At 72.6% G+C, this 26,640-nt stretch carries 23 protein-coding genes and 1 pseudogene; 18 read left to right on the top strand and 6 right to left on the bottom strand.

Annotated elements, in window-relative coordinates; translation table 11 throughout:
• The first annotated feature begins 6 nt into the window (after positions 1-6).
• The 12 genes and pseudogenes from pdxS to V2J52_RS02410 all read left to right on the top strand — a co-directional run bounded on the left by pdxS (position 7) and on the right by V2J52_RS02410 (position 11,609).
• A complete protein-coding gene (gene pdxS / locus V2J52_RS02465; RefSeq protein WP_331226070.1) occupies positions 7-933 on the top strand; it encodes a pyridoxal 5'-phosphate synthase lyase subunit PdxS in 927 nt (308 codons plus the stop codon).
• A complete protein-coding gene (locus V2J52_RS02460; protein ID WP_331226069.1) occupies positions 923-1,495 on the top strand; it encodes an NUDIX hydrolase in 573 nt (190 codons plus the stop codon). Before pdxS ends, V2J52_RS02460 begins: the two co-directional genes overlap by 11 nt.
• A gap of 40 nt (positions 1,496-1,535) precedes the next feature.
• Complete coding sequence (gene pdxT, locus V2J52_RS02455; protein ID WP_331226068.1) at positions 1,536-2,147, top strand: pyridoxal 5'-phosphate synthase glutaminase subunit PdxT; 612 nt, start codon at positions 1,536-1,538, stop codon at positions 2,145-2,147.
• A gap of 50 nt (positions 2,148-2,197) precedes the next feature.
• Positions 2,198-2,899, top strand: a pseudogene (locus tag V2J52_RS02450) (YebC/PmpR family DNA-binding transcriptional regulator); the annotation flags it as partial.
• Between the two features lie 53 nt (positions 2,900-2,952).
• On the top strand, positions 2,953-3,537 hold the full coding sequence (gene ruvC / locus V2J52_RS02445; RefSeq protein WP_331226067.1) for a crossover junction endodeoxyribonuclease RuvC: 585 nt from the start codon (positions 2,953-2,955) through the stop codon (positions 3,535-3,537).
• A 52-nt stretch (positions 3,538-3,589) separates the two neighbouring features.
• A complete protein-coding gene (gene ruvA, locus V2J52_RS02440) occupies positions 3,590-4,189 on the top strand; it encodes a Holliday junction branch migration protein RuvA (protein ID WP_331226066.1) in 600 nt (199 codons plus the stop codon).
• Positions 4,182-5,201: a Holliday junction branch migration DNA helicase RuvB gene (ruvB, locus tag V2J52_RS02435; protein WP_331226065.1), complete on the top strand. Its 1,020-nt coding sequence runs from the start codon at positions 4,182-4,184 to the stop codon at positions 5,199-5,201. The genes ruvA and ruvB overlap by 8 nt, the downstream gene beginning before the upstream one ends.
• A gap of 77 nt (positions 5,202-5,278) precedes the next feature.
• Positions 5,279-5,695 (top strand): preprotein translocase subunit YajC, encoded by a 417-nt coding sequence (gene yajC / locus V2J52_RS02430; RefSeq protein ID WP_331226064.1) that lies wholly within the window; start codon positions 5,279-5,281, stop codon positions 5,693-5,695.
• A 43-nt stretch (positions 5,696-5,738) separates the two neighbouring features.
• A complete protein-coding gene (gene secD / locus V2J52_RS02425) occupies positions 5,739-7,604 on the top strand; it encodes a protein translocase subunit SecD (protein WP_331226063.1) in 1,866 nt (621 codons plus the stop codon).
• Positions 7,601-8,683 carry a protein translocase subunit SecF gene (gene secF, locus V2J52_RS02420; RefSeq protein ID WP_331226062.1) on the top strand — a complete coding sequence of 361 codons (1,083 nt, stop codon included), beginning with the start codon at positions 7,601-7,603 and terminating at the stop codon, positions 8,681-8,683. The genes secD and secF overlap by 4 nt, the downstream gene beginning before the upstream one ends.
• Positions 8,680-9,219, top strand: coding sequence for an adenine phosphoribosyltransferase (locus V2J52_RS02415; protein WP_331226061.1), 540 nt, complete (start codon positions 8,680-8,682; stop codon positions 9,217-9,219). Before secF ends, V2J52_RS02415 begins: the two co-directional genes overlap by 4 nt.
• 71 nt (positions 9,220-9,290) lie before the next feature.
• Positions 9,291-11,609 carry a RelA/SpoT family protein gene (locus tag V2J52_RS02410; RefSeq protein ID WP_434056365.1) on the top strand — a complete coding sequence of 773 codons (2,319 nt, stop codon included), beginning with the start codon at positions 9,291-9,293 and terminating at the stop codon, positions 11,607-11,609.
• Here V2J52_RS02410 and V2J52_RS02405 read toward each other — a convergent pair.
• From V2J52_RS02405 to V2J52_RS02395, 3 genes are all read right to left on the bottom strand, one after another.
• Positions 11,606-12,157, bottom strand: a complete 552-nt coding sequence (locus V2J52_RS02405) for a hypothetical protein (protein ID WP_331226060.1) — start codon at positions 12,155-12,157, stop codon at positions 11,606-11,608. The genes V2J52_RS02410 and V2J52_RS02405 overlap by 4 nt on opposite strands.
• Positions 12,158-12,304: 147 nt before the next feature.
• Positions 12,305-14,389, bottom strand: a complete 2,085-nt coding sequence (locus V2J52_RS02400; RefSeq protein WP_331226059.1) for a DUF349 domain-containing protein — start codon at positions 14,387-14,389, stop codon at positions 12,305-12,307.
• Complete coding sequence (locus tag V2J52_RS02395; RefSeq protein ID WP_331226058.1) at positions 14,386-15,174, bottom strand: peptidylprolyl isomerase; 789 nt, start codon at positions 15,172-15,174, stop codon at positions 14,386-14,388. Before V2J52_RS02395 ends, V2J52_RS02400 begins: the two co-directional genes overlap by 4 nt.
• A 137-nt stretch (positions 15,175-15,311) precedes the next feature.
• Between V2J52_RS02395 and V2J52_RS02390 the strand changes: the two genes are divergently transcribed.
• Genes V2J52_RS02390 through V2J52_RS02375 form a run of 4 tightly spaced genes read left to right on the top strand, consistent with a single transcriptional unit; the run spans position 15,312 to position 20,799 of the window.
• Complete coding sequence (locus V2J52_RS02390) at positions 15,312-16,019, top strand: MBL fold metallo-hydrolase (protein WP_331226057.1); 708 nt, start codon at positions 15,312-15,314, stop codon at positions 16,017-16,019.
• Between the two features lie 53 nt (positions 16,020-16,072).
• Positions 16,073-17,422, top strand: coding sequence for a histidine--tRNA ligase (gene hisS / locus V2J52_RS02385; RefSeq protein WP_331226056.1), 1,350 nt, complete (start codon positions 16,073-16,075; stop codon positions 17,420-17,422).
• 3 nt (positions 17,423-17,425) lie between these two features.
• Positions 17,426-19,216, top strand: a complete 1,791-nt coding sequence (locus V2J52_RS02380; RefSeq protein ID WP_331226055.1) for a dynamin family protein — start codon at positions 17,426-17,428, stop codon at positions 19,214-19,216.
• Complete coding sequence (locus tag V2J52_RS02375; protein WP_331226054.1) at positions 19,213-20,799, top strand: GTPase; 1,587 nt, start codon at positions 19,213-19,215, stop codon at positions 20,797-20,799. The genes V2J52_RS02380 and V2J52_RS02375 overlap by 4 nt, the downstream gene beginning before the upstream one ends.
• On the opposite strand, the gene V2J52_RS02370 is transcribed toward V2J52_RS02375, so the two are convergent.
• The 3 genes from V2J52_RS02370 to V2J52_RS02360 all read right to left on the bottom strand — a co-directional run bounded on the left by V2J52_RS02370 (position 20,763) and on the right by V2J52_RS02360 (position 24,240).
• Positions 20,763-20,951: a hypothetical protein gene (locus V2J52_RS02370; protein WP_331226053.1), complete on the bottom strand. Its 189-nt coding sequence runs from the start codon at positions 20,949-20,951 to the stop codon at positions 20,763-20,765. The genes V2J52_RS02375 and V2J52_RS02370 overlap by 37 nt on opposite strands.
• A gap of 72 nt (positions 20,952-21,023) precedes the next feature.
• Complete coding sequence (locus tag V2J52_RS02365) at positions 21,024-22,799, bottom strand: DEAD/DEAH box helicase (RefSeq protein WP_434056364.1); 1,776 nt, start codon at positions 22,797-22,799, stop codon at positions 21,024-21,026.
• Positions 22,800-23,007: 208 nt separating this feature from the next.
• A complete protein-coding gene (locus V2J52_RS02360; RefSeq protein WP_331226052.1) occupies positions 23,008-24,240 on the bottom strand; it encodes an MFS transporter in 1,233 nt (410 codons plus the stop codon).
• A 166-nt stretch (positions 24,241-24,406) separates the two neighbouring features.
• Between V2J52_RS02360 and aspS the strand changes: the two genes are divergently transcribed.
• Positions 24,407-26,203 carry an aspartate--tRNA ligase gene (aspS, locus tag V2J52_RS02355; RefSeq protein WP_331226051.1) on the top strand — a complete coding sequence of 599 codons (1,797 nt, stop codon included), beginning with the start codon at positions 24,407-24,409 and terminating at the stop codon, positions 26,201-26,203.
• Positions 26,204-26,596 carry a GNAT family N-acetyltransferase gene (locus V2J52_RS02350; RefSeq protein WP_331226050.1) on the top strand — a complete coding sequence of 131 codons (393 nt, stop codon included), beginning with the start codon at positions 26,204-26,206 and terminating at the stop codon, positions 26,594-26,596.
• Positions 26,597-26,640 lie beyond the last annotated feature (44 nt).

Raw genomic sequence — 26,640 nt, 5'->3', positions numbered from 1 at the left:
GTCAACGTGTCACAGCAGCCCACCGCCCCCGCCACCGCATCGGCCGCCACCCCTGAGGCCGGAACGGCACGGGTCAAGCGCGGGATGGCCGAGATGCTCAAGGGCGGCGTCATCATGGACGTTGTCACCGCCGAGCAGGCCAAGATCGCGGAGGACGCCGGCGCCGTCGCCGTCATGGCGCTCGAGCGGGTCCCGGCCGACATCCGCGCCCAGGGTGGCGTCTCCCGGATGAGCGACCCGGACATGATCGACAGCATCATCGCCACCGTCTCCATCCCGGTGATGGCCAAGGCTCGCATCGGCCACTTCGTCGAGGCCCAGGTGCTCGAGAGCCTCGGCGTCGACTACGTCGACGAGTCCGAGGTCCTCACGCCTGCGGACTACGCCAACCACATCGACAAGTGGAACTTCACCGTGCCCTTCGTCTGCGGCGCGACCAACCTCGGCGAGGCGCTGCGCCGGATCACCGAGGGCGCGGCGATGATCCGCTCCAAGGGCGAGGCCGGGACCGGTGACGTCTCCAACGCCACCACCCACATGCGCCAGATCCGTCAGGAGATCCGCCGCCTGGCCAACCTGCCGGAGGACGAGCTCTACGTCGCGGCCAAGGAGCTGCAGGCGCCTTACGACCTCGTCAAGGAGGTCGCCGAGACCGGTGAGCTGCCCGTCGTGCTCTTCACCGCGGGCGGCATCGCGACCCCGGCGGACGCCGCGATGATGATGCAGCTGGGGGCCCAGGGAGTCTTCGTCGGTTCGGGCATCTTCAAGGCCGGCAACCCGGCGCAGCGCGCCGCCGCAATCGTCAAGGCCACCACCTTCCACGACGACCCCGGCGTCATCGCCGATGTCTCCCGTGGCCTCGGCGAGGCGATGGTCGGCATCAACGTCGACGACATCCCGGTGCCGCACCGGCTGGCGGAGCGTGGCTGGTAGTCCGCCGGCTCCCCGCCAGCCGGCGCCGCCGCTGACGTACGGCCTGGACCCGGAGTGGGTCCCAGGCCCCGACGGCCTGCCGTTCCGCCGGGCGGCGCGCGTCATCGTGCTCGACGACGCCGACCGGCTGCTCCTGGTCCGGGGCCACGACGCGGGGGAGACCTCCCGCAGCTGGTGGTTCACGGTCGGCGGCGGCATCGGTCCCGACGAGCCGGCCCGCGCCGGGGCGCTGCGCGAGCTGCGGGAGGAGACCGGGCTGCAGCTGGCCGACGACGCGCTCGTCGGCCCGGTCCTCACCCGCAGCGCGGTCTTCGACTTCGCGGCAGTCACCTGCCGCCAGGACGAGGAGTTCTTCGTGGCCCGGACCGCCTCCACCGCGCTCGATACCTCGGGCTGGACGAGCCTCGAGAAGGACGTCCTCGACGAGCTGCGCTGGTGGCAGCTCGACGACCTCGAGACCGAGCTCGCCGCTGGCACGGTCGTCTACCCGCCCGAGCTGCCCTCGGTGGTGCGCGGGCTGCTCGACGGCTGGGACGGCACCGTCCCGCACCTCGTCCAGTGACCGCGCCTCTCCCAGCCACCCACCACGAGGGAGACCGCCAGTGACCGGCCGACCCACGATCGGTGTCCTCGCCCTCCAGGGTGACGTCCCCGAGCACCTCGCCGCGCTCGAGCACGCCGGCGCCCACGGCGTGACGGTGCGCCGCGCTGCCGAGCTGGCCCGGGTCGACGGCCTCGTGCTGCCCGGCGGCGAGTCGACCACCATCATCCGGCTGCTCGACGCCTTCGACCTCTACGAGCCCGTCCGGGACCGGATCGCCGCCGGGCTGCCGGTCTACGGCTCCTGCGCCGGCATGATCCTGCTAGCCGACCGGATCGCCGACCGGCCGGAGCAGCGCACCCTCGGCGGTCTGGACATCACCGTGCGGCGCAACGCGTTCGGCCGCCAGGTCGACTCCTTCGAGGCGGCCCTCGACGCGCCGGCGCTCACCGGCGACGGGGGCCCGCTGCACGCGGTGTTCATCCGTGCGCCGTGGGTCGAGGAGGCCGGACCTCAGGTCGACGTGCTTGCGAGGGTGAGCACGGCCGGCGCCACCGGTAGGATCGTGGCGGTTCAGCAGGGCTCGCTGCTCGCCACCGCCTTTCATCCAGAGGTCGGCGGCGACCACCGCGTGCACGGACGTTTCGTCGATCTTGTGCGTGGGTCGCGCTAGTACCTGTCCACCGTCGCCCTCCGGGGCGCAACGCAGAGCAAGGAGCATCCATGGCCGGCCACTCCAAGTGGGCCACGACCAAGCACAAGAAGGCCGCGATCGATGCGAAGCGGGGGAAGCTGTTCGCCAACCTCGTGAAGAACATCGAGGTCGCGGCCCGCATGGGTGGTGGTGACCTCGCTGGCAACCCGACGCTGTTCGACGCCGTGCAGAAGGCGAAGCGGAACTCGGTGCCGGCCGACAACATCGACCGCGCGGTCAAGCGCGGGTCGGGGGACGAGGCCGGCGGCGCCGACTACGAGACGATCATGTACGAGGGTTACGGCCCCGGCGGGGTCGCCCTTCTGGTCGAGTGCCTCACCGACAACCGTAACCGTGCCGCGTCGGACGTCCGGGTCGCCTTCACCCGTAACGGCGGCAACCTCGCCGACCCGGGCTCGGTGTCCTACCTGTTCCACCGGCGGGGTGTGGTCCTCGTGCCGAAGGCCGAGGGGCTCACCGAGGACGACGTCCTCGGCGCCGTGCTGGACGCCGGCGCTGAGGAGATCTCCGACCTCGGGGAGAGCTTCGAGGTGCTGAGCGAGGCCACCGACGTCGTCGCGGTCCGCACCGCGCTGCAGGACGCCGGCCTGGAGTACGACTCGGCCGAGGCACAGTTCGTGCCCTCGATGGTGGTCGAGGTCGACGTCGACGTCGCCCGCAAGGTCATCACGCTCATCGACGCGCTCGAGGACTGCGACGACGTCCAGAACGGACGCCGGTGTGGCGTCCGCGCGGTGTCCGAGGTCGCTGAGAGAGTGTGGCCATGCGCGTCCTCGGGGTCGACCCCGGCCTCACCAGGTGCGGCGTCGGCGTCGTCGAGCGCGGGCCGGGCCGTGAGCTCCGCCTCGTCGCCGTCGGGGTGCTGCGCACCGCACCCGACCAGCCCCCCGAGGAGCGGCTGCTGGCCATCGCCACCGGCATCGACGAGTGGGTCGCCGATCACGGCGTCGAGGTCGTCGCGGTCGAGCGGGTGTTCGCCCAGCACAACGTGAGCTCGGTGATGGGCACCGCCCAGGTCGCCGGGCTCGCGATGGTCGCCGCCGCCCGTGCCGGGCTGCCGCTGGCGCTGCACACCCCGAGCGAGGTCAAGGCCGCCGTCACCGGGTCCGGGCGCGCGGAGAAGGCGCAGGTGCAAGAGATGGTCCGGCGCATCCTCGGGCTCGCCGAGCGACCGCAGCCCGCCGATGCCGCGGACGCCCTCGCGCTGGCCATCTGCCAGCTGTGGCGGGGCGCCGGGCTGGCGGCCGTCGCCGCCGGCGGCACCGGGACCGCTACGGCCGCCCAGCGCGCCTGGGCGGCGGCGGAGCAGGCGGCGCGTCGTACCGCCACGCCTCGCCGTCGCGGTTAGGCTGTTCGTACACCTGTACACCCCGGTCCGGGACCGGCAGAGAGGAAGCTGCGTGATCGCCACCGTCCACGGCACCGTGACCTCGGTGAGCCTCGACTCCGCCGTCGTCGAGATCGGCGGCGTCGGCATGCTCGTGCGTGCCACCCCCGGCACCCTCGCCAGGCTGCGGGTCGGGCAACCGGCCCGGCTCGCGACGTCGCTCGTCGTGCGGGAGGACTCGCTCACCCTCTTCGGCTTCGCCGACGACGACGAGCGCGACGTCTTCGAGATCCTGCAGACCGTCTCCGGCGTGGGCCCTCGCCTGGCGCTGGCGATGCTCGCGGTGCACGAGCCGGACGCGCTGCGGCGCGCACTGGTCGCTGAGGACGTCAGGACACTGACCCAGGTGCCCGGCATCGGCACCAAGGGTGCCCAGCGGATCCTCCTCGAGCTCGGCGACCGGCTCGGACCGCCGCACGGGACCACCGCACCGCCGCAGCCCGCCGGCACCATGCCCGCCGTCGTCGACGCCCTCGTCCAGCTCGGCTGGTCGGCCAAGGCCGCCGACGACGCCGTGGCCACCGTGCTCGACGACCACACCGACGGCGCCCCGGTCGTCGCCGACGTCCTGCGTGCCGCGCTGCAGACGCTGGGTGGCACGCGCCGTGGCTGAGGATGACGTCCTCAGCGCGGAGGCCGACGAGCTCGAGCGGGCGGCCGAGGCCGCGCTGCGTCCCAAGCGGCTGACGGACTTCGTCGGGCAGGAAGTGGTGCGCAGCCAGCTCTCGCTGGTCATCGACGCGGCCCAGGCCCGCGGCTCGGCGCCGGACCACGTGCTCCTCTCGGGACCGCCCGGCCTCGGGAAGACCACGCTGGCGATGATCATCGCAGCGGAGGTCTCCGGCGCCCTGCGGCTGACGTCCGGGCCGGCCGTCCAGCACGCCGGCGATCTCGCCGCGATCCTGTCCTCGATGCAGGAGCACGACGTCCTGTTCATCGACGAGATCCACCGGTTGGCGCGGCCGGTGGAGGAGATGCTCTACCTCGCGATGGAGGACTTCCGGGTGGACGTCATCGTCGGCAAGGGTCCGGGCGCCACCGCGATCCCGTTGACGCTGCCCCGGTTCACCGTCGTCGGCGCCACCACCCGCGCCGGCCTGCTGCCCGCGCCGCTGCGCGACCGCTTCGGCTTCACCGGCCACCTGGAGTTCTACTCACCGGCCGAGCTCGAGCAGGTGCTGCACCGCAGCGCCCGGCTGCTCGGCGCCCAGCTCCACGCCGACGCCGCTCGCGAGCTGGCCACCCGCTCGCGCGGCACGCCACGGATCACCAACCGGCTGCTGCGCCGGGTGCAGGACTGGGCCCAGGTGAGGGGGACCGGCGTGCTCGACCTCGCTGCCACCCACGCCGCCCTCGACCTGTTCGAGGTCGACGAGCTCGGCCTCGACCGGCTCGACCGGTCTGTGCTGCGGGCGCTGTGCGAACGGTTCGGTGGGGGACCGGTGGGGCTGTCCACCCTCGCGGTCGCCGTCGGGGAGGAGCCGGAGACGGTCGAGACGGTCGCCGAACCGTTCCTCGTGCGTGAGGGCCTCATGGGCCGGACCCCCCGAGGCAGGGTCGCCACCCCGGCCGCCTATGACCACCTCGGGCTGTCGCGCCCGGCCGACGGCACGTTGTTCGGCTGACCGACCCACGGTTTCGATCTGGGGCGTGGGTCACCTAGACTCGCTACTTGCCGTTCCGTCGTTAAGGGAGTTTCACCGTGGGACCAGAGTTCCTCATCCTCATCGCAGTCTTCGCACTCATGATGTGGCTGATGTCCCGTGGGGCAAAGAAGCAGCGGCAGGCCGCCGCTGATCTCCGATCGAACCTCGAGCTCGGCCAGCAGGTGATGACCGCCTCCGGCTTCTTCGGCACCGTCGTCGACATCGACGGGGACGTCATCACCCTCGAGTCCAGCCCGGGTATCGAGACGATGTGGAAGCGCGAGGCGATCCACGCGGTCACCGAGCCGCCTTTCGCGGTCGTGGCCGAGGACGACGACGTCGAGGACGACGCCGACCAGATCGAGGTGCCGGACGACGCGTCCTCGCTGATCGCCAGCACCGAGGAGCCCGTCGAGCGCCCTGACACGGTCGAGCGCACCGACACCCCGGACGACGCCGGCCGCCAGGCCTGACCTACCCCGCACGGCCCGACCGCCACCGCAGTCGCGACCACCGATGAGAGAGAAGACCGCGTTGGCGACCACCGCCCGACCCGCGCGCAGGATCGTCCTGCTCGTCGTGCTCCTCGTAGCCATGTTCGGCTCCATCGTCCTGGGCCAGCAGCTCATCGACGACCCGGAGGACCAGCCCGGCTTCTCGCCCGGCCTGGCGCTGGACCTCGAGGGCGGTGTCCAGCTCATCCTCACCCCGCGGATCGACGAGGACGCGACCACCGAGGACCTCGAGATCACCAGCGAGGACATCTCGCAGGCGATCGGGATCATCCGCCAGCGGGTGGACGCCTCCGGTGTCGCTGAGGCGGAGATCACCCGGCAGGGCGCGGCGAACATCGTCGTGGGCCTGCCCGGTAGCCCCGACGAGGCAACCCTCGACCTCGTCCGTCAGTCCGCCCAGCTCCGGTTCCGGCCGGTGCTCATGGCGGTCGGCCCCGAGCCGATCGACACCTCCCAGCCAGCGCCCGGCGAGGAGTCCGAGGGCGCCGACGCAGCGCCGGACGACCCGGCGTTCGCGGCGGCCGACGAGGACGGGGACGGAGAGCTCGCCACCACCCCGGCGACCGAGCCGACGAGCAACAGCGACATCAACTGGGTCACCGAGCAGGTGGCTTACGACATGTACACCCTCGATTGCACGGACCCGGCCAACCTTGTCGGCGGCATGGACGACGACGCGGACCTGCCGCTCGTCTCCTGCTCCTCCGACGGGCAGGGCAAGTTCGTGCTCGGCCCGGTAGACGTCGAGGGCACCCAGGTCTCGTCCGCGACCTCCGGCATCGATCCCAACACGAGCGAGTGGCTCGTCAGCATTGCGTTCGGCAGCGAGGGCACCACGGAGTTCGCCGAGACCAGCCGGCGTCTCGTGGCGCAGCAGCCGCCGCAGAACCAGTTCGGGATCGTGCTCGACGGCCTCGTCATCTCCGCGCCGCGGATGAACCAGGTGATCCCCAACGGTGAGGCACAGATCTCCGGGAGCTTCAACCGTGAGTCGGCCAACACGCTGGCCAACCAGCTGAACTTCGGCTCGCTGCCGCTGAACTTCGAGGTGCAGAGCGAGGAGCAGATCTCCGCCACGCTCGGCTCGGAGCAGCTCCGCAACGGGCTCATCGCCGGCCTCATCGGCCTGGTGCTCGTCGCCGGCTACCTCGTGTGGCAGTACCGGGGGCTGGCGTTCATCGCGGTCAGCAGCCTGGTGCTCGCCGCCGTCATCGTCTACGGCGCGATCCTCGTGCTGTCGTGGTTGCAGGGCTACCGGCTCTCGCTGGCCGGGGTGGCGGGCCTGATCATCGCCGTCGGCATCACCGCCGACTCCTTCATCCTCTACTTCGAACGCGTCCGCGACGAGGTCCGGGAGGGGCGCACCCTGGAGAATGCCGTCAAGCACGGCTGGGACCGGGCCAAGCGCACGATCGTCATCTCCGACCTCGTGACGCTGCTGGCGGCCGTCGTGCTGTACTTCCTGGCCGTCGGCGGGGTCCGTGGCTTCGCCTTCACGCTCGGGCTCACCACGCTCATCGACCTCCTCGTCGTCTTCTTCTTCACCCACCCGCTGCTCCAGCTGCTCATCCGCACCAAGTTCTTCGGTGAGGGGCACAAGCTCTCCGGGCTCAACCCCGAGAGCCTCGGGGTGTCGCGCACCGTGTACCTCGGCCGCGGCCGGGTGGAGCGCCGCCCCACGCCGGACCGTCCGAAGAAGAAGAGCAAGAAGTCCGTGCCGGACCCTGCGCCGGCCGACGAGCCGCGCCGCGGCAGCATCGCCGAGCGGCGTGCCGCGGAACGACGTGAGAATGAGCAGCACGACACCGACGACGGCGTCGCAGACGCCGGCGCGAGTGCAGGCACCGACCGGAAGGAAAGCCGATGAGCAAGCTCTCCGGGCTGGGCAACGACCTCCACACCGGTCAACGGTCCTTCCCATTCGTCTCGCGTCGCCGGACCTGGATCACCATTGCGCTGGTGCTCTGCGTGATCTCGGTGCTCCTCGTGCTCGTCAAGGGACTCAACGCCGGCATCGAGTTCCGGGGTGGCTCGCAGTTCACCATCACCGGTTCCGAGAACGTCGAGGAGCAGCCCGCCCACGACGTCGTCGCCGACCTCGGTAACGGCGAGGTGGCCCGGGTGGCGACCGTCGGCTCGCGGGCGATCCGGGTGCAGACCCAGGAGCTCACCACCGAGCAGACCACCGAGATCCGCGAGGGACTCGCCGAGGCCTACGAGGTCCCCGTCACCGATGTCACCTCGACCTTCATCGGTCCGTCGTGGGGGCAGGACATCACCCGGCAGGCGCTGCAGGGTCTGGTGATCTTCATCGTGCTCGTCGCGATCGTGCTGTCGGCCTACTTCCGGTCCTGGCAGATGGCGACCGCGGCGCTCGTGGCGCTGGTCAACGACCTCTTGCTCACTGTCGGTATCTACGCGCTCATCGGCTGGGAGGTCACCCCGGCAACCGTCATCGGGTTGTTGACCATCCTCGGCTACTCGCTCTACGACACCGTCGTGGTGTTCGACAAGGTGCGGGAGAACAACCTCGACCTGCTCGAGCAGCACGACCGGACGTATGCCGAGGGCTCGAACCTCGCGATCAACCAGACTCTCATCCGCTCCATCAACACCTCGCTGACGTCGCTGCTGCCGGTGGGATCCATCCTGTTCGTCGGTGCGCTGCTGCTCGGCGCCGGCACGTTGCGTGACATCGCGCTGGCGCTGTTCGTCGGGATGTTCGTCTCCACGGTCTCCTCGGTCTTCCTCGCCGCCCCGCTCCAGGTCGTGCTGCGCGAACGGGGTGCGCAGATCAAGGAGCACACCGAGGACGTCCTCGCGCGACGCCGCAAGGCCTCGGGCAGCGAGGACCTCCAGGTGACCGTCGCTGCCCCGCACGACGTCGTCGCGGGCCAGCACCGCGGTCAGGGCGCCCAGCCGCGGCGCAAGAAGGGCCGGCGATGACGGCCTTCCCGACGCCCGAGCTCGTCGACCTGCTCGACTCCCACATGCGGGTGGTGCCGGACTTCCCCGAGCCCGGTGTCCAGTTCCGCGACATCACCCCGTTGCTGGCCGACGGCCCGGCGTTCGCCGCCCTGACCACCGCGCTGGCGGACCGCTACCGCGGTGCCATCGATGCGGTCGCCGGGCTGGAGTCACGAGGCTTCATCCTCGCGGCGCCGCTGGCGAACGCCCTGGGGATCGGCATGATCACCATGCGCAAGGCTGGTCGGCTGCCTGGGCCGGTCCTCAGCGTCGACTACTCCCTCGAGTACGGCACCGCGCGCCTCGAGGTCCAGCCGCAGACGGTAGCGCCCGGTGCGCGGGTCCTCATCATCGACGACGTCCTCGCCACCGGCGGGACGGCGGCCGCGGCGATCGAGCTGGTCGAGGCGGCCGGCGCCACGGTGGCCGGACTGACGATGCTCCTCGAGCTCGACGCGCTCGGTGGTCGGGAGCGGATCTCCGGTTACCGGCTCGACAGCGTGCTGCACTACTGAGGCCCGCCCGCTGCCGGGTGGGGCAGAGCCAGCGGGCCGCGTGGCGGTCCGCATGGGCCTAGACTCACAGGATGGCTGAGGAGACGACGACCGGCGCGGCGGCGGATGCCCGGGCACCGCGGATGCGGTCGCGCTTCTCGCTGCTCGCCAGCCGCACACCGGCGGTCTCACCCGCGATCGAGCCGGTGCTGCACGCGGTGCGCTCCAACCACCCGCGCGCCGACACCGCGCTGATCGAGCGCGCCTTCACGGTGGCCGAGAAGGCCCACCGCGGCCAGCTGCGCAAGAGCGGCGACCCGTACATCACCCACCCCGTGGCCGTGACGACCATCCTCGCCGAGCTGGGGATGACGCCGTCGACCCTGGCCGCCGCGCTCCTGCACGACGTCGTCGAGGACACCGGCTACCCGCTGGAGACGCTGCGGTCGGAGTTCGGCGAAGAGATCGCGCTGCTCGTCGACGGCGTGACCAAGCTCGACAAGGTGACTTACGGCGAGGCGGCCGAGGCCGAGACGGTCCGCAAGATGGTCGTCGCGATGGCACGGGACATCCGGGTGCTGGTGATCAAGCTCGCCGACCGGCTGCACAACGCCCGCACCTGGAAGTATGTGCCGGCGAAGTCCGCCGAGCGCAAGGCCCGCGAGACGCTGGAGATCTACGCGCCGCTCGCGCACCGCCTCGGGATGAACACCATCAAGTGGGAGCTGGAGGACCTCTCCTTCGCCACGCTCTATCCCAAGGTGTACGACGAGATCGTCCACCTCGTCACCGAGCGTGCGCCGTTGCGCGACGAGTACCTCGCCACTGTGCGCGGCCAGATCGAGACCGACCTGCGGACGAGCAAGATCAGGGCGAGGGTCACCGGCCGGCCCAAGCACTACTACTCGATCTACCAGAAGATGATCGTGCGAGGGCGCGACTTCGACGACATCTTCGACCTCGTCGGGGTACGGATCCTCGTTGACTCGGTCAAGGACTGCTACGCCGTGCTCGGCACCATGCACGCGAGGTGGAACCCGCTCACCGGGCGGTTCAAGGACTACATCGCGATGCCGAAGTTCAACCTCTACCAGTCGTTGCACACCACTGTCATCGGCCCGGGTGGCAAGCCGGTCGAGATCCAGATCCGCACCCACGAGATGCACCGCCGGGCGGAGTACGGCGTCGCGGCGCACTGGAAGTACAAGGAGGTTGCCCGCGAGAGCCGGAGCGGCCGGGACACCGAGTCGATCGACAGCTCGGACATGAGCTGGCTGCGCCAGCTGGTCGACTGGCAGCGCGAGACGTCCGACCCGGGCGAGTTCCTCGACTCGCTGAGGTTCGAGATCTCCGGCTCGCAGGTCTACGTGTTCACGCCGAAGGGCGACGTCATGGCGCTGGCGCCGGGCGCGACGCCCGTCGACTTCGCCTACGCCGTCCATACCGAGGTCGGGCACCGGACCGTGGGAGCCAGGGTCAACGGGCGACTGGTGCCGTTGTCCTCGCCGCTGGAGAACGGCGACACGGTGGAGGTCTTCACCTCCAAGTCCGAGAGCGCCGGCCCGAGCCGGGACTGGCTGGACTTCGTCACCAGCCCCCGGGCACGGAACAAGATCCGGGCGTGGTTCACCAAGGAGCGCCGCGAGGAGGCGGTCGAGGCCGGCAAGGGGCTCATCGCCAAGGCGATGCGCAAGCAGAACCTGCCCATCCAGCGGCTGATGTCCCACGGCACGCTCACCGCACTCGCTCACGAGATGCGTTACGCCGATGTCTCCGCGCTCTACGCGGCGGTCGGTGAGAGCAACGTGGCGGCGACGACGGTCGTCCAGCGGCTCGTCCAGTCGATGGGCGGCGAGTCGGCCACCGAGGAAGACCTCGCCGAGGCGACCATGCCCGGCGAGCAGCGACCCCGCGCGCGTGGCGGCGACCCGGGCGTCACCGTCAACGGCATGGCGCCCGGCGACCTGTGGGTCAAGCTCGCCCGGTGCTGCACGCCGGTGCCCGGCGACGACATCGTCGGCTTCATCACCCGCGGCTCGGGAGTCTCGGTGCACCGGTCGGACTGCGCCAACCTCGAGAGCCTGCGCCACGAGCCCGAGCGGATCGTCGACGTCGCGTGGGCCTCGCACTCCCAGAGCTCGTTCCTCGTGCAGATCCAGGTCGAGGCGCTGGACCGGGCCGGGCTGCTGTCCGACGTCACCCGGGTGCTGTCGGACAACCACGTCAACATTCTCTCGGCGACGGTGCAGACCAGCCGCGACCGGGTGGCACTGTCGAAGTTCGTCTTCGAGATGGCCGAGCCCTCCCACCTGGGCCACGTGCTGTCCGCGGTGCGCCGGATCGACGGCGTGTTCGACGTCTACCGCACGACCGGTGCCCGCGCAGCACGCGACGCTGAGCAGGCCCGCTAGACCCGCACCGCGGCAAGCCGGCGGCGCGCACGTGCCACCGGGAGCCGGCGGCGCGGGTCTGCCAGCTGGGCAAGAATGGCTGCCGGGTCGAGCCCGCCACGGATGAGCGCCCCTACCGCCGGCCCGGCGCGCGGTGCCGAGTCGAAGCAGAGCAGGTCGACGGCGGTGCGCAGCGGGGTCGTCACCGGCACCGTACCGATGTGCGTGACGTCTGCCGGGTCGTAGCGTTGCCGGTGAATGCTGCCGTGGTGGCGGCCCCGGGGCTCGGTCGGAGCGACGAGGAGCGCGAGCCGTTCCGGGCGGTGGCGCCCGGTGTGGATCCACACCGCGGACAGCCGCGCCACGACGGTGCCCGGTGGCATCGATCCGGAGAGTGCCGTGGCCCTGCCGTCCGGGGACGCGAGCAGGTCTGCCGCGGCGAGGCCGCCGTCCGTCGTGGGCTGCAGCAATCCGTCGAACCGCGCTCCCGCGAACCACGGCCCGTCCGTGGCGTGCACCGCGAGCGGGCTGACGGGGGAGGGACGCAACCAGGTCAACGCGGCGGGCATGCCGAGGAGTCTGCTACAACGCCGGTGGTGACCGGGGTCAGGTACCGGTCTGCTGTGGACACGTCGTCGTGCCCGGCGAGGGGTGGACCAGCGCGAACGGGTGAGGCCCCCGCACCCGGCGAGGGCCTCACCCGTTCGGTGTACCGGTCAGTCGGTGGCGCGCAGCACCTGGGCGAGCCACGCCTTGCGAGCGTCCAGCGCCTCACCGGCCCGCTTGATCGCGCGGGCGTCGCCGTTGGACTCGGCGGTCGCCAGCTCCCTCTCGAGCTCGGCGATCGAGTCGTGGAGCTGGGCTGCCATCCCCTCGGCTCGGGCCTGCTTCTCCGGGTCGGAGCGGCGCCAGCGCTCCTCGTCCGCGTCACGGACCGCCTGCTCGACGGCGCGCATCCGGCCCTCGACGCGCTGCACATCGGCGCGCGGGACCTTGCCGGCCTCCTCCCACTGCTCCTGCAGGGGGCGCAGTGCGGCCTTGGCGGCCTCCGGGTTGCTGACCGGGAGCAGTCGCTCCGCCTGCTCGAGGATGGCAAGCTTGACCTCGAGGTTGGCCGCGAACTCGGCGTCGGTGCGAGCGTTCTGCTCGTTGCGGGCGTCGAAGAACACCTGCTGCGCGGCGCGGAACCGCGCCCAGAGAGCGTCGTCGTCCTTGCGGCTGGCCCGCGGGCTGGCCTTCCACTCGTCCATGAGGCCGCGGTAGGCGGCCGACGTCGGTCCCCATTCGGTGGAGCTCGAGAGCGCCTCGGCCCGCACGACCAGCTTTTCCTTGATCCGCTTGGCCTCGCCCTGCTGGGCGTCCAGCTCGGAGAAGTAGTGCCCGCGGTTGCGGTCGAAGGTGGTGCGAGCGCGGGAGAACCGCTTCCACAGCGCGTCCTCGGTGGATCGGGTCAGGCGTGGCCCGGAGCGCTGCGCCGCCTTCCACTGCTCGAGGAGGGTACGAAGCTCCTCCCCGCTCGAGCGCCAGTGGACCTTGGCCGGGTCGAGCGCCGAGATGGCCTCGGCACGCTCGACGATCACGGTCCGCTGCGCCAGGGCCTCCGCGCGCGCCGCCTCCCGCTCCGCGGTGAGCTCGGCCTTGCGCTGCGCCGCCTGCTCGCGAACGGTGTCCAGGCGCGCCCGGAGTCCGTCGATGTCGCCGACGGCGGCCGGCTCGGCGAGGCTCTCCGTGAGCGTCTGGAGCGTCTGGTCGATCTCCTTGCCGGCCAGCTGAGGCAGCCGTGCCTCGAGCAGGGCGACCTGGGCCTGCAGCTCCAGGAACCGTCGGACGTAGAAGCCCAGCGCCTCGGCGCTGTCGGCGCCGGTGTACTGCCCGACGCTCCGCTCGCCGGCGGCCTCACGCACCCAGACGGTGCCATCGGGGTCGACCCGGCCCCAGGCGGCAGCCTCGGCTGCCTCCTTGGCGTCGTCGACCGGAGCGACAACGGTCGCGGCCGGCGCCGCGACGGCAGTGGGCCCGGCGGCCGGCGGCTGCGGCACGGCGCTCGGCTTGGGCAGCGCGCTCGGCTTGGGGACCGGGCGCGGCGCAGGTGCGGGTGCCGGCTCGGCATCGACAGCGGGTGCGGGCTCTGCGGCCGGCTCGGTGGCCGGTGCGGGTTCGGCGGCCGCCTCGGTGACCGGTGCGAGCTCAGCGGCCGGTGCAGGCTCGGCGGCCGGCTCGGTGACCGGTGCGGGCTCGGCGGCCGGCTCGGTGACCGGTGCGGGCTCGGCAGCGGGTGCAGGCTCGGCGGCCGCCTCGGTCACCGGTGCGGGCTCGCCAGCAGGTGCTGCCTCAGCGGCCAGCTCGGTCACCGGTGCGGCCTCGGCGACGGGTTCGGTCACCGGTGCGGCATCGACAGCGGGTGCGGGCTCGGTGGCCGGCTCGGTCACCGATGCAGCGTCGACAGCGGGTGCGGGCTCGGTGACCGGTGCGGCATCGGCGGCCGGCTCGCCAGCAGGTGCTGCCTCAGCGGCCGGCTCGGTCACCGGCGCAGCCTCCGTCGCCGGCTCAGCCGCAGCGGCTGGCTCAGCCGCGGCGGCTGGTGCAGCGTCAGCAGCCGGCTCGGTGGTCGCGGCAACCTCGGCCGGCACCGGGGTCGGCTCAGCGGGCGGTGTCGCTGCGGTGTCCTCCGGCATCGGAGCGGTGACCTCCTCGGGCGGGGGCAACGTCGCCTCCGGCGCTGCCGGCGGAGCCCCGGCTGCCGTATCGGCGCCGTCCGTCGGCTCGGGGTCCTCGGGACGGGGGGTGGGGTGCTCGCTCACGAGATGGTCACTCCTTCGATGGTGACAGGGAGGGTCGGCTGCTCGCTGCCCGGGACGGTGCCCGCGCTGCCGACCTGCTGGAGGATGTCCAGCCCTTCGGTGACTTGACCGAAGACGGTGTATCCGCCGGCCTGGTCGGCCGGCAGTGGGACGCTGGCGAAGACGAGGAAGAACTGGCTCCCCATCGACTCGCCGTTATTGCCCTGGCGAGCCATCGCCAGGGTGCCCGGGGGGTAGACGTCGTCCTCCGGGGCGTTCTCTACGGGTCCGTAGCTGTAGCCAGGCCCGCCGGTGCCGGTCGCCGTCGGGTCGCCGCACTGCAGCAGCGCGTCCGGCAGCAGCCGGTGGCACCCGGTGCCGTCGTAGAAGCCCTCGCGCGCCAGGTGCAGGAAGCTGGCAGTGGCCTGCGGCGCGTTGACGCCGTCGAGCTCGACACCGATGGGGCCCTGGTTGGTCTCCAGGGTCAGCTGCCACGTGCGGCCCTCGGCACCGGCCGGGTCGGGCACGGTGTCGTAGAGCTCGGGATCGGTGGTCGGTAGCGGCGCGACCTCGTCAGGCTCGGCCGTCGGTGCGACGACGTCGGGCGTCGGCGTCGCGGCGGGCTCGGCAGGACCGTCGTCGGGCTGGTTGAGGACGAGGACGAGGACCACCGCGGCGATGACGAGAAGTATCCCGACAACGACCACGACCTGGCGGCGTCGCGCCTGCCGCCGGTGCTGCCGCTCATCCCATTTCTCTTGGCGCCGGCGCTGGTACTCGCGCTCCTGGCTGCTACTGCGGGTCAACAAGCCCTCCGGGTCGGTGGTGGCGTGACGTCGGCCACGGCGACGGACGATCGCGGACAGTCTAGAGGGATCGGGCGCCGAGGTGTGCCTTCGACCACCGAAACCCTCGGACGGGCAGCGGCTCGTAGGCTCTGGTCATGATGATCATCGCTCACCGCGCGCCGGTTTTCGCCACCAACACCCTGCTCCTCGCAGCCGGTCCCGGCGCGCCGGCCGTGCTGGTGGACCCCGGAGCGGGCGTCGCCGACGCCGTTCGGCAGACGCTGGCGCAGCACGACCTGACGATCGGGGCCGTCGTCCTCACCCACGGGCACGCCGACCATCTCTGGGACTGCGCCGAGCTGGCCGGGCCGGCGCCCGTCCACATCGGCGCGGATGACGCCGACCGGCTCGCCGACCCCGCCCGGCACCTCGGACCGGCACTGATCGCCGCCTTCGCCGACGACGTCGGGCCGTGGCAGCAGCCGAGCAACGTCGTCGCCGTGGGGGAGGGCTACGAGCTCGAGGTCGGAAGCCTTCGACTGACCGCCACGGCTGCGCCCGGCCACACGCCCGGCAGCACGGTGTGGCGCCTCGACGGTGACCTGGAGCTGGTAGGGGCGGCGTTCGCCGAGGTCGGCCTCGCCGCCCACCAGGGGCCGCTCGTCCTCACCGGCGACGTGCTGTTCGCCGGGTCGATCGGCCGCTGCGACCTGCCGGGCGGCGACGAGCAACGGATGGCCGCCACGCTCCGGCGGCTGAGCTCGACCATTCCGACAGACGCGGTGCTCGTGCCGGGGCACGGCCCGGCGACGACCATGGCGCGCGAGCTCGCCACCAACCCGTTCCTCGCCCAGATGCGCTGACCTACGGCCGCGCCAGGAGCGCTGAAGCGCGGGGGCGTGGCAGGATCTGGCCCATGGCCCGACCTACCCCCCTGTCCGGATTCCCCGAGTGGCTCCCTGCCGACCGCGCGATCGAAGCACACGTGATCGACGTCCTGCGTCGCACCTTCGAGCTCCATGGCTTCGCGGGGATCGAGACACGGGCCGTCGAGCCGGTCGAGGAGCTGCTGCGCAAGGGGGAGACCTCCAAGGAGGTCTACCTCGTCAGCCGGCTGCAGGACGACGACGCCGCCGACAGCTCCGACCGCCGCCTCGGGCTGCACTTCGACCTCACCGTGCCGCTCGCCCGGTACGTGCTGGAGAACCAGGGCAAGCTCGTCTTCCCGTTCAAGCGCTACCAGATCCAGAAGGTCTGGCGCGGCGAACGACCCCAGGACGGCCGGTTCCGCGAGTTCTACCAGGCGGACATCGACGTGATCGGGCGCGAGACGCTGCCCTTCCACTACGAGGTCGAGCTGCCGCTGGTGATGGCGGAGGCCCTCGCCGCGCTGCCCATCCCGCCGGTGCGCATCGCCGTCAACAACCGCAAGATCGCCGAGGGCTTCTACACCGGCATCGGCCTGACCGACGTCGAGGCCACGCTGCGGTGCATCGACAAGCTGGCCAAGGTCGGTGCCGACGCGGTCGCCGAGCTGTTGGAGCGCGAGGCCAGCGCCACCCCGGAGCAGGCCCGCCAGGCGCTGGCGCTGGCTGCCATCACCGGCGACGACGCCGCCGTCGCCGAGCGCGTGCGCGCCCTCGGCGTGAGCACCCCGCTCCTCGAGGAGGGGCTGACCGAGCTCGTCGCGCTCGTCGAGGCGGCCGCCGGCCGCGTCCCGGGAGTGGTCGTGGCTGACCTGTCCATCGCCCGTGGCCTGGACTACTACACCGGTTCGGTCTACGAGACCACCGTCGAAGGCCACGAGGACCTCGGCTCCATCTGCTCGGGCGGGCGTTACGACGATCTTGCCTCCGACGGCGCGACCACCTACCCCGGGGTCGGGCTGTCGATCGGCGTCTCCCGGCTCGTCGCCCGGATGCTCGGCGCCGGCCTCGCGACCGCCTCCCGCGCGGTCCCCACCGCCGTCCTCGTCGCGGTGACCGACGAGGAGCACCGGCCCGCGAGCGACGCCGTGGCCACCGCGCTGCGCGCACGCGGCATCCCGTGCGACGTCGCGCCGACCGCCGCGAAGTTCGGCCGTCAGATCCGCCATGCCGACCGGCTCGGCATCCCGTTCGTCTGGTTCCCTGGTGCGGACGGGACCGGCGAGGTCAAGGACATCCGCTCCGGCGACCAGACCACCGCCGACCCGGCCAGCTGGACGCCGCCCGACGACGACCGTCATCCGGTCGTCGTCGCGGCGGCGCCGGCGGAGCGGGCCTAGGGCATGACGCAACCGGGCCCGGAGACCGACGGCGCCTCCCTCGCGGAGGTGGCTGCACGGCTGCGTGGGCTCGGCGAGCGGCTGCGGGCAGCCCCGCTGCCGCTCGACCTGCTGGGCGTCGAGGCGTCCCGTGAGCTGCGGCGCACCGCCGTCGCACAGCTCGACGACTACGTCGTACCTCGGATGGCGGCGCTGCACGCCCCGCTGCTCGCCGTCGTCGGCGGTTCCACCGGCGCGGGCAAGTCCACGCTGGTCAACTCCCTCGTCGGCGAGCAGGTGTCGCCGTCCTCGGCGATCCGGCCGACGACCCGGCGCCCGGTCCTCGTCCACCACCCCGACGACGCCGGCTGGTTCGACGGTGACCGGATCCTGCCCGAGCTGGCCCGGGTACGGGCCGCGGCGCCGGCCACCGCGCCCCGTCCGCCCGCAGATCACGCGTCCGCCGGTGGCGAGCCGGTCGCCGAGCTGGCGGTGCTGGCCTCCGCCCGGATGCCCCGCGGGCTCGCCCTCATCGACGCCCCCGACGTCGACTCCGTCGTCGTCGCCAATCGTCGTCTCGCGGGTCAGCTGCTCGCCGCAGCGGACCTGTGGTTGTTCGTCACCACCGCCGCCCGGTACGCCGACGCCGTGCCCTGGGAGCTGCTCCACGAGGCCGCCGCCCGCCGGGTGGTCGTGGGCATCGTGCTCGACCGGGTGCCGCCCGGCGCTGCCGGAGAGGTGCGGGCCGACCTTGCCGACCAGCTCCACACCCACGGGCTGGCGCGGGCTCCGCTGTTCGTCGTCTCCGAACGCCCCGTCGACGAGCGCGGCCTGCTGCCCGAGCCCGACGTCGCACCGGTGCGGGCCTGGTTGCACGGGCTCGCCGCCGACGCTCCCTCCCGGGCCGCGGTCGCCCGGCAGACGCTGCTCGGCGCGGTCGAGGGCGTGCTCCGCCACAGCGAGCTGGTCGCCGCGGCCGCCCGCGAGCAGACAACCGCGGTGCAAGCGCTGCACGACGCGGCCGTCGAGGCCCACGCCGGCGCCCACGCCGCAGTGATGGCCGCCACCGAGGACGGCACCCTCCTGCGCGGCGAGGTGCTGGCCCGCTGGCAGGAGTTCGTCGGCACCGGGGAGTGGTTCCGCGGCATGGAGGCCGCCATCGGCCGGGTCCGCGACCGGGTCGCCGGCTACTTCCGGGGCAGGCCCGCACCCCAGGCGCGCGCCGAGGCCGCGCTGGAGAGCAGCCTGGTGACGCTGGTCGTCGCCGAGGTCGAGGCTGCCGGGGAGCTGACGCGACGACGCTGGCAGACGCTGCCCGGAGGCGCCACCGTGCTGGCGGGCATGCCGGACGCCGCACCGGCGGCGCAGCGTCCCGAGCTGGCGGCGGCGGTCAGCAGTCTCGTGCGCGAGTGGCAGCACGCCCTGCTCGCACGGGTGCGTGCCGAGGGGGAGGACCGTCGCACCAAGGCACGGATGCTGTCGCTCGGTGTCAACGCGTCCGGCATCACGCTCATGCTCGTCGTCTTCGCGTTCTCCGGCGGGCTCACCGGTCTCGAGGTCGGCGTCGCCGGCGGCACCGCCGTCGTCGGCCAGAAGGTGCTCGAGATGGTGTTCGGCGACCAGGCGGTGCGCGACCTCGCCCGGCACGCACGTGAGGACCTCGCCGCGCGGGCCACCGCGCTCCTCGACGAACGACGCCGACCGTGGCTCGACCGGCTGGCGGAGCTCGACGTCGACGAGGCCGACGACGCTCAGCTCGAGCTCGCCGTCGCCGACGTCCGGACCGTCCTCGACGCCGCCGGGATGGCCCGGTGAGGCGCCGCGGGGCCGCAGCGCCCACCCTCGATGCCCGCCTTGAGCAGCTGGCCGCCGCGGTGCGCCACGGGGAGGGCAGGGTCGGGGCGACCGCGCTCGCCCCAGCGCGAGATACCCTCGCCCGAGCGGGTGAGCGGCGCGGCCTTGGGCCCGGGGTCACCGTCGCCGCCCTCCTGGGTGCGACGGGATCAGGCAAGTCCAGCCTGTTCAACGCGGTGGCCGGCACGCCACTGGCAGCCGTCCACGTGCGCCGCCCCACGACGACGGTGCCGCTCGCCGTCAGCTGGGACGCCCCCGGGAGCGGGCCGCTGCTCGACTGGCTGCAGGTGGGCGAGCGCCGGGAAGCGGTCGCGGACGGCCTCGCAGGTCTGGTGCTGCTCGACCTGCCGGACATCGACTCGACGACCGCCGCCAACCGGCAGGTCGCGACGCGGCTCGCGGAGCGCGTCGATGCTCTTGTGTGGGTGCTCGACCCGCAGAAGTACGCCGACGGCGTGGTCCACGAGGACTACCTCCGGGCGATGCACGAGCACGCCGCCGTCAGTCTCATCGTCCTCAACCAGGTGGACCGGCTCAGCACCGACGAGCTCACCGGCGTCACGGACCACCTGCGCACGCTGCTCGAGCAGGACGGCATGGCCGGCGTCGAGCTGCTCACCACGTCCGCGGCCAGCGGGCAGGGCGTCACCGAGCTCCGCCAGCGGCTGGCCGCCCTCGCCGCCGCCGGGGTCAGCGCCGAGCGGCGGCTCGCGGCCGACGCACGCGCGGCAGCCGCCGAGCTCGTCCCGTGGAGCGCTACCGGCGAGGTACCGGCAGAAGTACCGGCGGGTGACGAGGGTGACCTGGTCACCGCGTGCGCCGCGGCCGCCGGCGCCGGCACGGTGGTCGACGCGGTCGCCCGCTCCTACCGGCAGCGCGCTGCCCGTCACGTCGGCTGGCCGCCGTTGCGGTGGTTGTCCCGGCTGCGGCCCGACCCGCTCCACCGGCTGCACCTCGACGCGCCCACGAACGCAGTCACCTCCCTGCCCGGACCGACGCCGGCGCAGGCGGCAGCGGTCCGCACCGCCGTCGACGACCTCGCCCGGACGGTGACCACCGGCTTCGCCGAGCCGTGGCGCGGCGCGGTCGTCACTGGGACGCAGGAACGCGTGCCCGAGCTGGTGGCCACGCTCGACGGCGCGGTCGCCGGGACCGATCTCGGGGCGCAGCGACGGCCGGCCTGGTGGCGAGCCTGGCAGGTGACGGGCCTGCTGATCTTCCTCACCGCGGTCGCCGGTGCCGGCTGGCTCGGCGTTCTCGCCGGGCTCGGCTACCTGCAGCTGCCGGCACCCGAGACACCGATGCTCGGTGCGCTGCCGTGGCCGACCGCGCTGCTCATCGGCGGGCTCGTCCTCGGGCTGGTCCTCGCGCTGCTCGGCCGTGTGCTGGCCCGGGTGGGGGCGAGGCGCGCCTCACGCCGTGCCCGGCACCGGCTCGAGGCGGCGATCCGGTCCACCGTGCGGCAGTCCGCGGTCGCCCCGCTGGACAGCGAGCTCACCCGCTACCGCTACTTCACCGACGCCGCCCGCGCCGCCGCCACCTGAGCGCCCCCGAGCCCCGAGCCCCCCTCACCCGACAGCAGACCTGTCCCCGACAGCCGACTTGTCCCCGACAGCAGACTTGTCGCCGACAGCGGGATGGTCACCGACAGCCGACTTGTCCCCGACAGCCGACTTGTCCGCGGGAACAGCGGCACCGTAGACGCCGAGAGCCGACCTGTCCGTGGACAAGTCGGCTCTCGGCGTTAGTGGCTTTGGTGGCGCTGGGGTCAGCGGCGGGGGCGGGAGTTCTTCGGTCCCGAGTCCGGCCGGATCTTCAGCGGTCGGCCCGCGACCCGCGCGGCGCCGATGCGTCGTGCGACGTCAGGGCTGAGCTCGTTGTTGATCTCCACGAGCGAGAAGCTCGGGAAGATGTCGATCTTGCCGAGGTCGGAGCCGCGCAGCCCGCCCTCACCGGTGATGGCACCGACGATCGCGCCGGGCTGGACGCCGTCCTTGTGGCCGACCTCGACCCGGTAGCGGGTGCCGGACCCGCCGCTGCGGGTGTTGCGGGGCCGGCTGCCGGTGTGCGAGCGCCCCCCGGAGCGGACGTTGTCGCGCCCCTCCTCGAACACCGCGCCGACGAAGTCGCCGGAGGAGTCGTACTGCTCCTCGCGCCGCGGCCGTGAGCCGTCGTCGTCGTCGCGGGGCGCCGGGCCGGAGTCACCGACGGTCAGCGCCAGCAACGTGGCGGCCAGCTCGCGCAGGTCCGCGCCGTGCTCGGCGACGTGCGCGTCGACGGCGTCCAGGTACAGGTGGAGGCGGCCCGCCTCGAAGCGCTCGGGGACCTGGCCCAGCACGCTGCCGGCCCGGTGGGCGGACACATCGGCGGGGGAGGGGATGACCATCTCGGTCATCCGGCTGCCGGTCATCCGCTCGATCTGGCCGAGCTTGCCGCGCTCCCGCGGCGTGAGGAAGGTCAGCGCGACGCCGCTACGACCGGCGCGGCCGGTACGGCCGATGCGGTGGACGTAGATCTCCGGCTCACGGGGGACGTCGAAGTTGACGACCAGGCCGATGCGCTCGACGTCCAGCCCACGGGCCGCGACGTCGGTCGCGACGAGGACGTCGAGCGTGCCGTTGCGCAGCCGCTCGATGAGCTTCTCGCGGTCGCGCTGCGCGACGTCGCCGGAGATGGCGGCGGCCTGGATCCCACGACCGGCGAGCTCGATGGCGACCTCGTCAGCGGCGGACTTGGTCCGCACGAAGACGATGGCGGCGTCGGCGTCGCTCACCTGGATGACGCGGGCCAGCGCACCTGCCTTGTGGCGGAACGGCACGATGGCGTAGCTCTGCGTGACCGTGTCGACGGTGGAGGCGGCGCGGGTGACCGAGACCCGCACCGGGTCGTTGAGGTGGGTGGCGGCGACCCGCTTGATCGCGGCGGGCATCGTCGCGGAGAACAGCGCCGTGCGGCGGCTGGCCGGGACGTTCCGGGCGATCTTCTCCACCTCTTCGGCGAAGCCCATCCGGAGCATCTCGTCGGCCTCGTCGAGGACGAGGAAGCGCAGGTTGCTGAGGTCGAGGGCGCCGCGCTCCATGAGGTCGATGACCCGGCCGGGGGTGCCGACGACGACCTGGGCGCCGTCACGCAGGCCGCGCAGCTGGGTGGTGAAGCTCGCGCCGCCGTAGATCGGCAGCACGCGCAGGCGCGGCATCTTGGAGCCGAAGGTGGCGATCGCGTCGCTCACCTGCATGGCGAGCTCGCGGGTGGGGGCCAGCACGAGGGCCTGGACGCCCTTCTGGTGCTCGTCGACGGCGGCCAGCAGCGGCAGCCCGAAGGCGGCGGTCTTGCCGGTACCGGTCTGGGCGACGCCGACGACGTCGCGGCCGGCCAGCAGCAGCGGGATCGCCTCGGTCTGGATGTCGGTCGGCGTCGTGAAGCCGAGCTGGACGACGGCGTCGAGCAGGTCGGCCGGCAGGCCGAGGCCCGCGAAGCCCGACAGCTGCTCCTGCTCCTCGGGCTGGTCGTCCTCGTACGTAGGCATGGAAAGGTCAGCGGTCATGGTGGTCAAGATGAGAAACCCATCGATAACGGAGTGTGGCCGGTGCCACCAGGTAGGTGGCGCGCCCTCCGCACGATGGGCCCCGATGACGCGAAGACTCCGCACGGGACCTGGGCGGCACGTAACGCACTCCAGGAGATCTCAGGCTATCGCGGCCGGTCGTCGCGCGGCAGTGCGGGGGCCGGTGACCTCCCGCACACCGGTGCTGCTAGTCCTGGACGGCGGCGGTGCGGCGTTCGACCGCGACCGATGCGATCGCGATGACCAGCCCGGCGACCGCCAGTGCCACGCCCGCCCACGCCGGCGCCAGGTAGCCGTACCCGGCGGCGATGACCAGGCCGCCCACCCAGGCGCCGGTGGCGTTGCCGATGTTGAGCGCGGAGTGGTGCAGCGCGGCGGCCAGCGACGGCGCGTCCGGTGAGGAGTTGAGCAGCCGGATCTGCAGCGACGGACCGAGGAACTGCGAGACCGTCGCGACGAGCAGCAGGCCGACCAGCCCGACGACGGGGTGCACGGTCGCGGTGAGCGCGAAGACCGCGAGCATGACGGCCATCCCGGCCATGCCCGCCATCACGGTGCCCATGACGCTGCGGTCCGCCAGCCGGCCGCCGACGATGGTACCGACGGTCATGCCGACACCGAAGATGGCGAGCACCACCGGCACGGTGGCGGTGGGCATCCCCAGGACCTCCGGGACGATCTCACCGACATAGCTGTAGACCGCGAACATCCCGCCGAAGCCGACCGAGCCGATGCCGAGCGCGAACCACACCTGCCCGTGGCGCAGCGCCCGCAGCTCGCGGCGCGCCGAGGCCCGCCCCGTCCCGGGGTGCGGCAGCGACGGCACCCAGCGCCAGGTCGCCACCACGGTGGCCGCCGCCACGAGGACGACGAGGACGTACGCCGAGCGCCAGCCGACGAGCTGGCCCAGCGCCGTCGAGAGCGGCACGCCGACCGTCGTCGCGATCGTCAGGCCGAGCATCACCTGCGAGACCGCCCTTGCCCGTTGGCCGGCCGGGGCGAGCCGGGCGGCGATGAGCGAGGCGATCCCGAAGTAGGCGCCGTGCGGCAGCCCGGCGATGAACCTCGCGCCGACCATCGAGCCGTACCCGGGCGCAACGGCGGACAGCAGGTTGCCGAGCGCGATCGCCACCACGAGCAGCACGAGCAGCCGCTTGCGCTCGAGCCGCGCGCCGACGACGACGATCAGTGGGGCGCCGACGACGACGCCGAGGGCGTAGGCGGAGATGAGGTGGCCCGCTGCCGGCACGGTGACCGCGAGGTCGTCGGCGATCTGGGGGAGCAGCCCCATCGTGGCGAACTCCGTGGTGCCGATCGCGAAGCCGCCCAGCGCCATCGCGAACACTGCCCGGCGCAGCGCCGGCACCGGGGTGGTGGAGCTCGTCGGTGGGGCGGGCGCAGCAGGCGGCACGTGAACCATGGGTCTCCCGGTCGGGTCGGGGTGGAGCGGCGCCGACGTTGGAAGCCTGGACGGCGTCCATCGTAGCCGCCGACCGGATAGCAGTCCGGGTGATGTGACCAGAACCCTTACGATGGCGGCTGCGCCCGCCCGTCTCGCGGTGCGCCCGACCTATGGAAGGACTCCCGTGCTCCGCACTCGCGACGCAGGATCGCTGCGCCCCGCCGACATCGGCACCACCTTCACCGTCGCCGGCTGGGTCGACCGCCGCCGTGACCACGGTGGTGTCGCCTTCATCGACCTGCGCGACGCCTCAGGGATCGCCCAGGTCGTCATCCGGGACGAGGACGTGGCGCACGAGCTGCGCAGCGAGTACGTGATCCAGGTGACCGGCGAGGTCGCCCAGCGCCCGGAGGGCAACGCCAACCCCCAGCTGGGCACCGGCGAGATCGAGGTCATCGCGAGCGACGTCGTCGTCCTCAACACTTCCGCACCGCTGCCCTTCCAGGTCTCCTCCCACGCGGAGGACGCCGGCCAGGTCGGCGAGGAGATCCGGCTCAAGCACCGCTACCTCGACCTGCGCCGCGAGGGCCCGGCGCACGCGATCCGGCTGCGCGCCAAGGTCAGCCAGGCTGCCCGCCGGGTGCTCGACGGCGAGGGCTTCGTGGAGATCGAGACCCCCACGCTCACCCGTTCCACGCCCGAGGGCGCCCGTGACTTCCTGGTGCCGGCGCGGCTCGCCCCGGGCTCCTGGTACGCGCTGCCGCAGTCCCCGCAGCTGTTCAAGCAGCTACTCATGGTCGGCGGCATGGAGCGGTACTACCAGATCGCCCGCTGCTACCGCGACGAGGACTTCCGCGCCGACCGCCAGCCGGAGTTCACCCAGCTCGACGTCGAGATGAGCTTCGTCGACCAGGAGGACGTCATCTCGGTCGCGGAGGACGTCCTGGCCGAGCTGTGGCGGCTCATCGACCACCAGATCCCGCGGCCGATCGAGCGCATCACGTTCGCCGACGCCATGGCCCGGTACGGCACCGACAAGCCGGACCTGCGCTTCGGCCTCGAGCTGACCGAGCTCACTACCTACTTCGCCGACACGCCGTTCCGGGTGTTCCAGGCCCCCTACGTGGGCGCCGTCGTCATGCCGGGCGGGGCGTCGCAGCCGCGCCGGCAGTTCGACGCCTGGCAGGACTGGGCCAAGCAGCGCGGCGCCAAGGGGCTTGCCTACGTGACCGTCGGCGAGGACGGCACGCTCGGCGGCCCGGTCGCCAAGAACATCACCGACGAGGAGCGCGCCGGCCTGGCCGCGGCCACCGGCGCCCAGCCGGGCGACGCGATCTTCTTCGCCGCCGGCAAGCAGACCGAGGCCCGCGCGCTGCTCGGCGCCGCCCGGCTGGAGATCGGCAAGCGCACCGACCTCATCGACGAGGACGCCTGGTCGTTCGTGTGGGTCGTCGACGCACCGTTGTTCAAGCCCACCGGCGAGGACGACGACGTCGCGGTCGGCACCGGCGCCTGGACGGCCGTCCACCACGCCTTCACCTCGCCCACCCCGGACTGGATCGACCGCTTCGAGGAGAGCCCCGGCGAGGCGCTGGCCTACGCCTACGACATCGTGTGCAACGGCAACGAGATCGGCGGCGGGTCGATCCGTATCCACCGCCGCGACGTGCAGCAGCGAGTGTTCTCCGTCATGGGCATCGACGAGGCCGAGGCGCAGGAGAAGTTCGGCTTCCTGCTCGACGCCTTCGCCTACGGCGCGCCGCCCCACGGTGGCATCGCGTTCGGCTGGGACCGGATCGTCGCGCTGCTGACGGCGTCGGACTCGATCCGCGACGTCATCGCGTTCCCGAAGTCCGGTGGCGGCTACGACCCGCTGACCCAGGCGCCCGCGCCGATCACCCCGGAGCAGCGCCGCGAGGCCGGTGTCGACGCCAAGCCCAAGGCGCCGGCCGACGAGGCCGCGCCGCCGACCGCCGGCTGAGTGGGCGCCGCCCCGCCCGGGCGCCCGGTGGCCGCTCTCGACGAGCTGCCGGGCCGGTGGCCGACCGACCCGTTCGTCGTCGGCGACTTCCACCGGTGGCTCGGGCCGGTTGTGTGGGGCGGCGCGGATGCACTGCTCTTCGCGGTCCGCGCGGGCAGCGGGCGGCACGCCCTCGTCGGGGTGGGGGTCCAGCTCGGCGGCATCGCCACCGCGCCGGGGTGTCGCGGCCGAGGGCTGGGTAGCGCCGTCACGGCGGCCGCAGCCCGGGCAGGGACCACCGCCACCGGTCGAGCGAGCCTCGCCCTCTATGCCGACAACGCCGTCGCCTACCGGGTCTACCGTCGGCTCGGCTTCCGGCTGCACCAGCCGGTGGAGACCCGCCGACCAGCCTGATCAAGATGCGCGCCTTGATCAGCGCTGGTCAAGGGATCTGGCTT

This window comes from Georgenia sunbinii (genome assembly GCF_036421875.1).
Lineage (GTDB): Bacteria > Actinomycetota > Actinomycetes > Actinomycetales > Actinomycetaceae > Georgenia_B > Georgenia_B sunbinii.
This window is presented reverse-complemented; position numbering and strand designations above follow the sequence as displayed.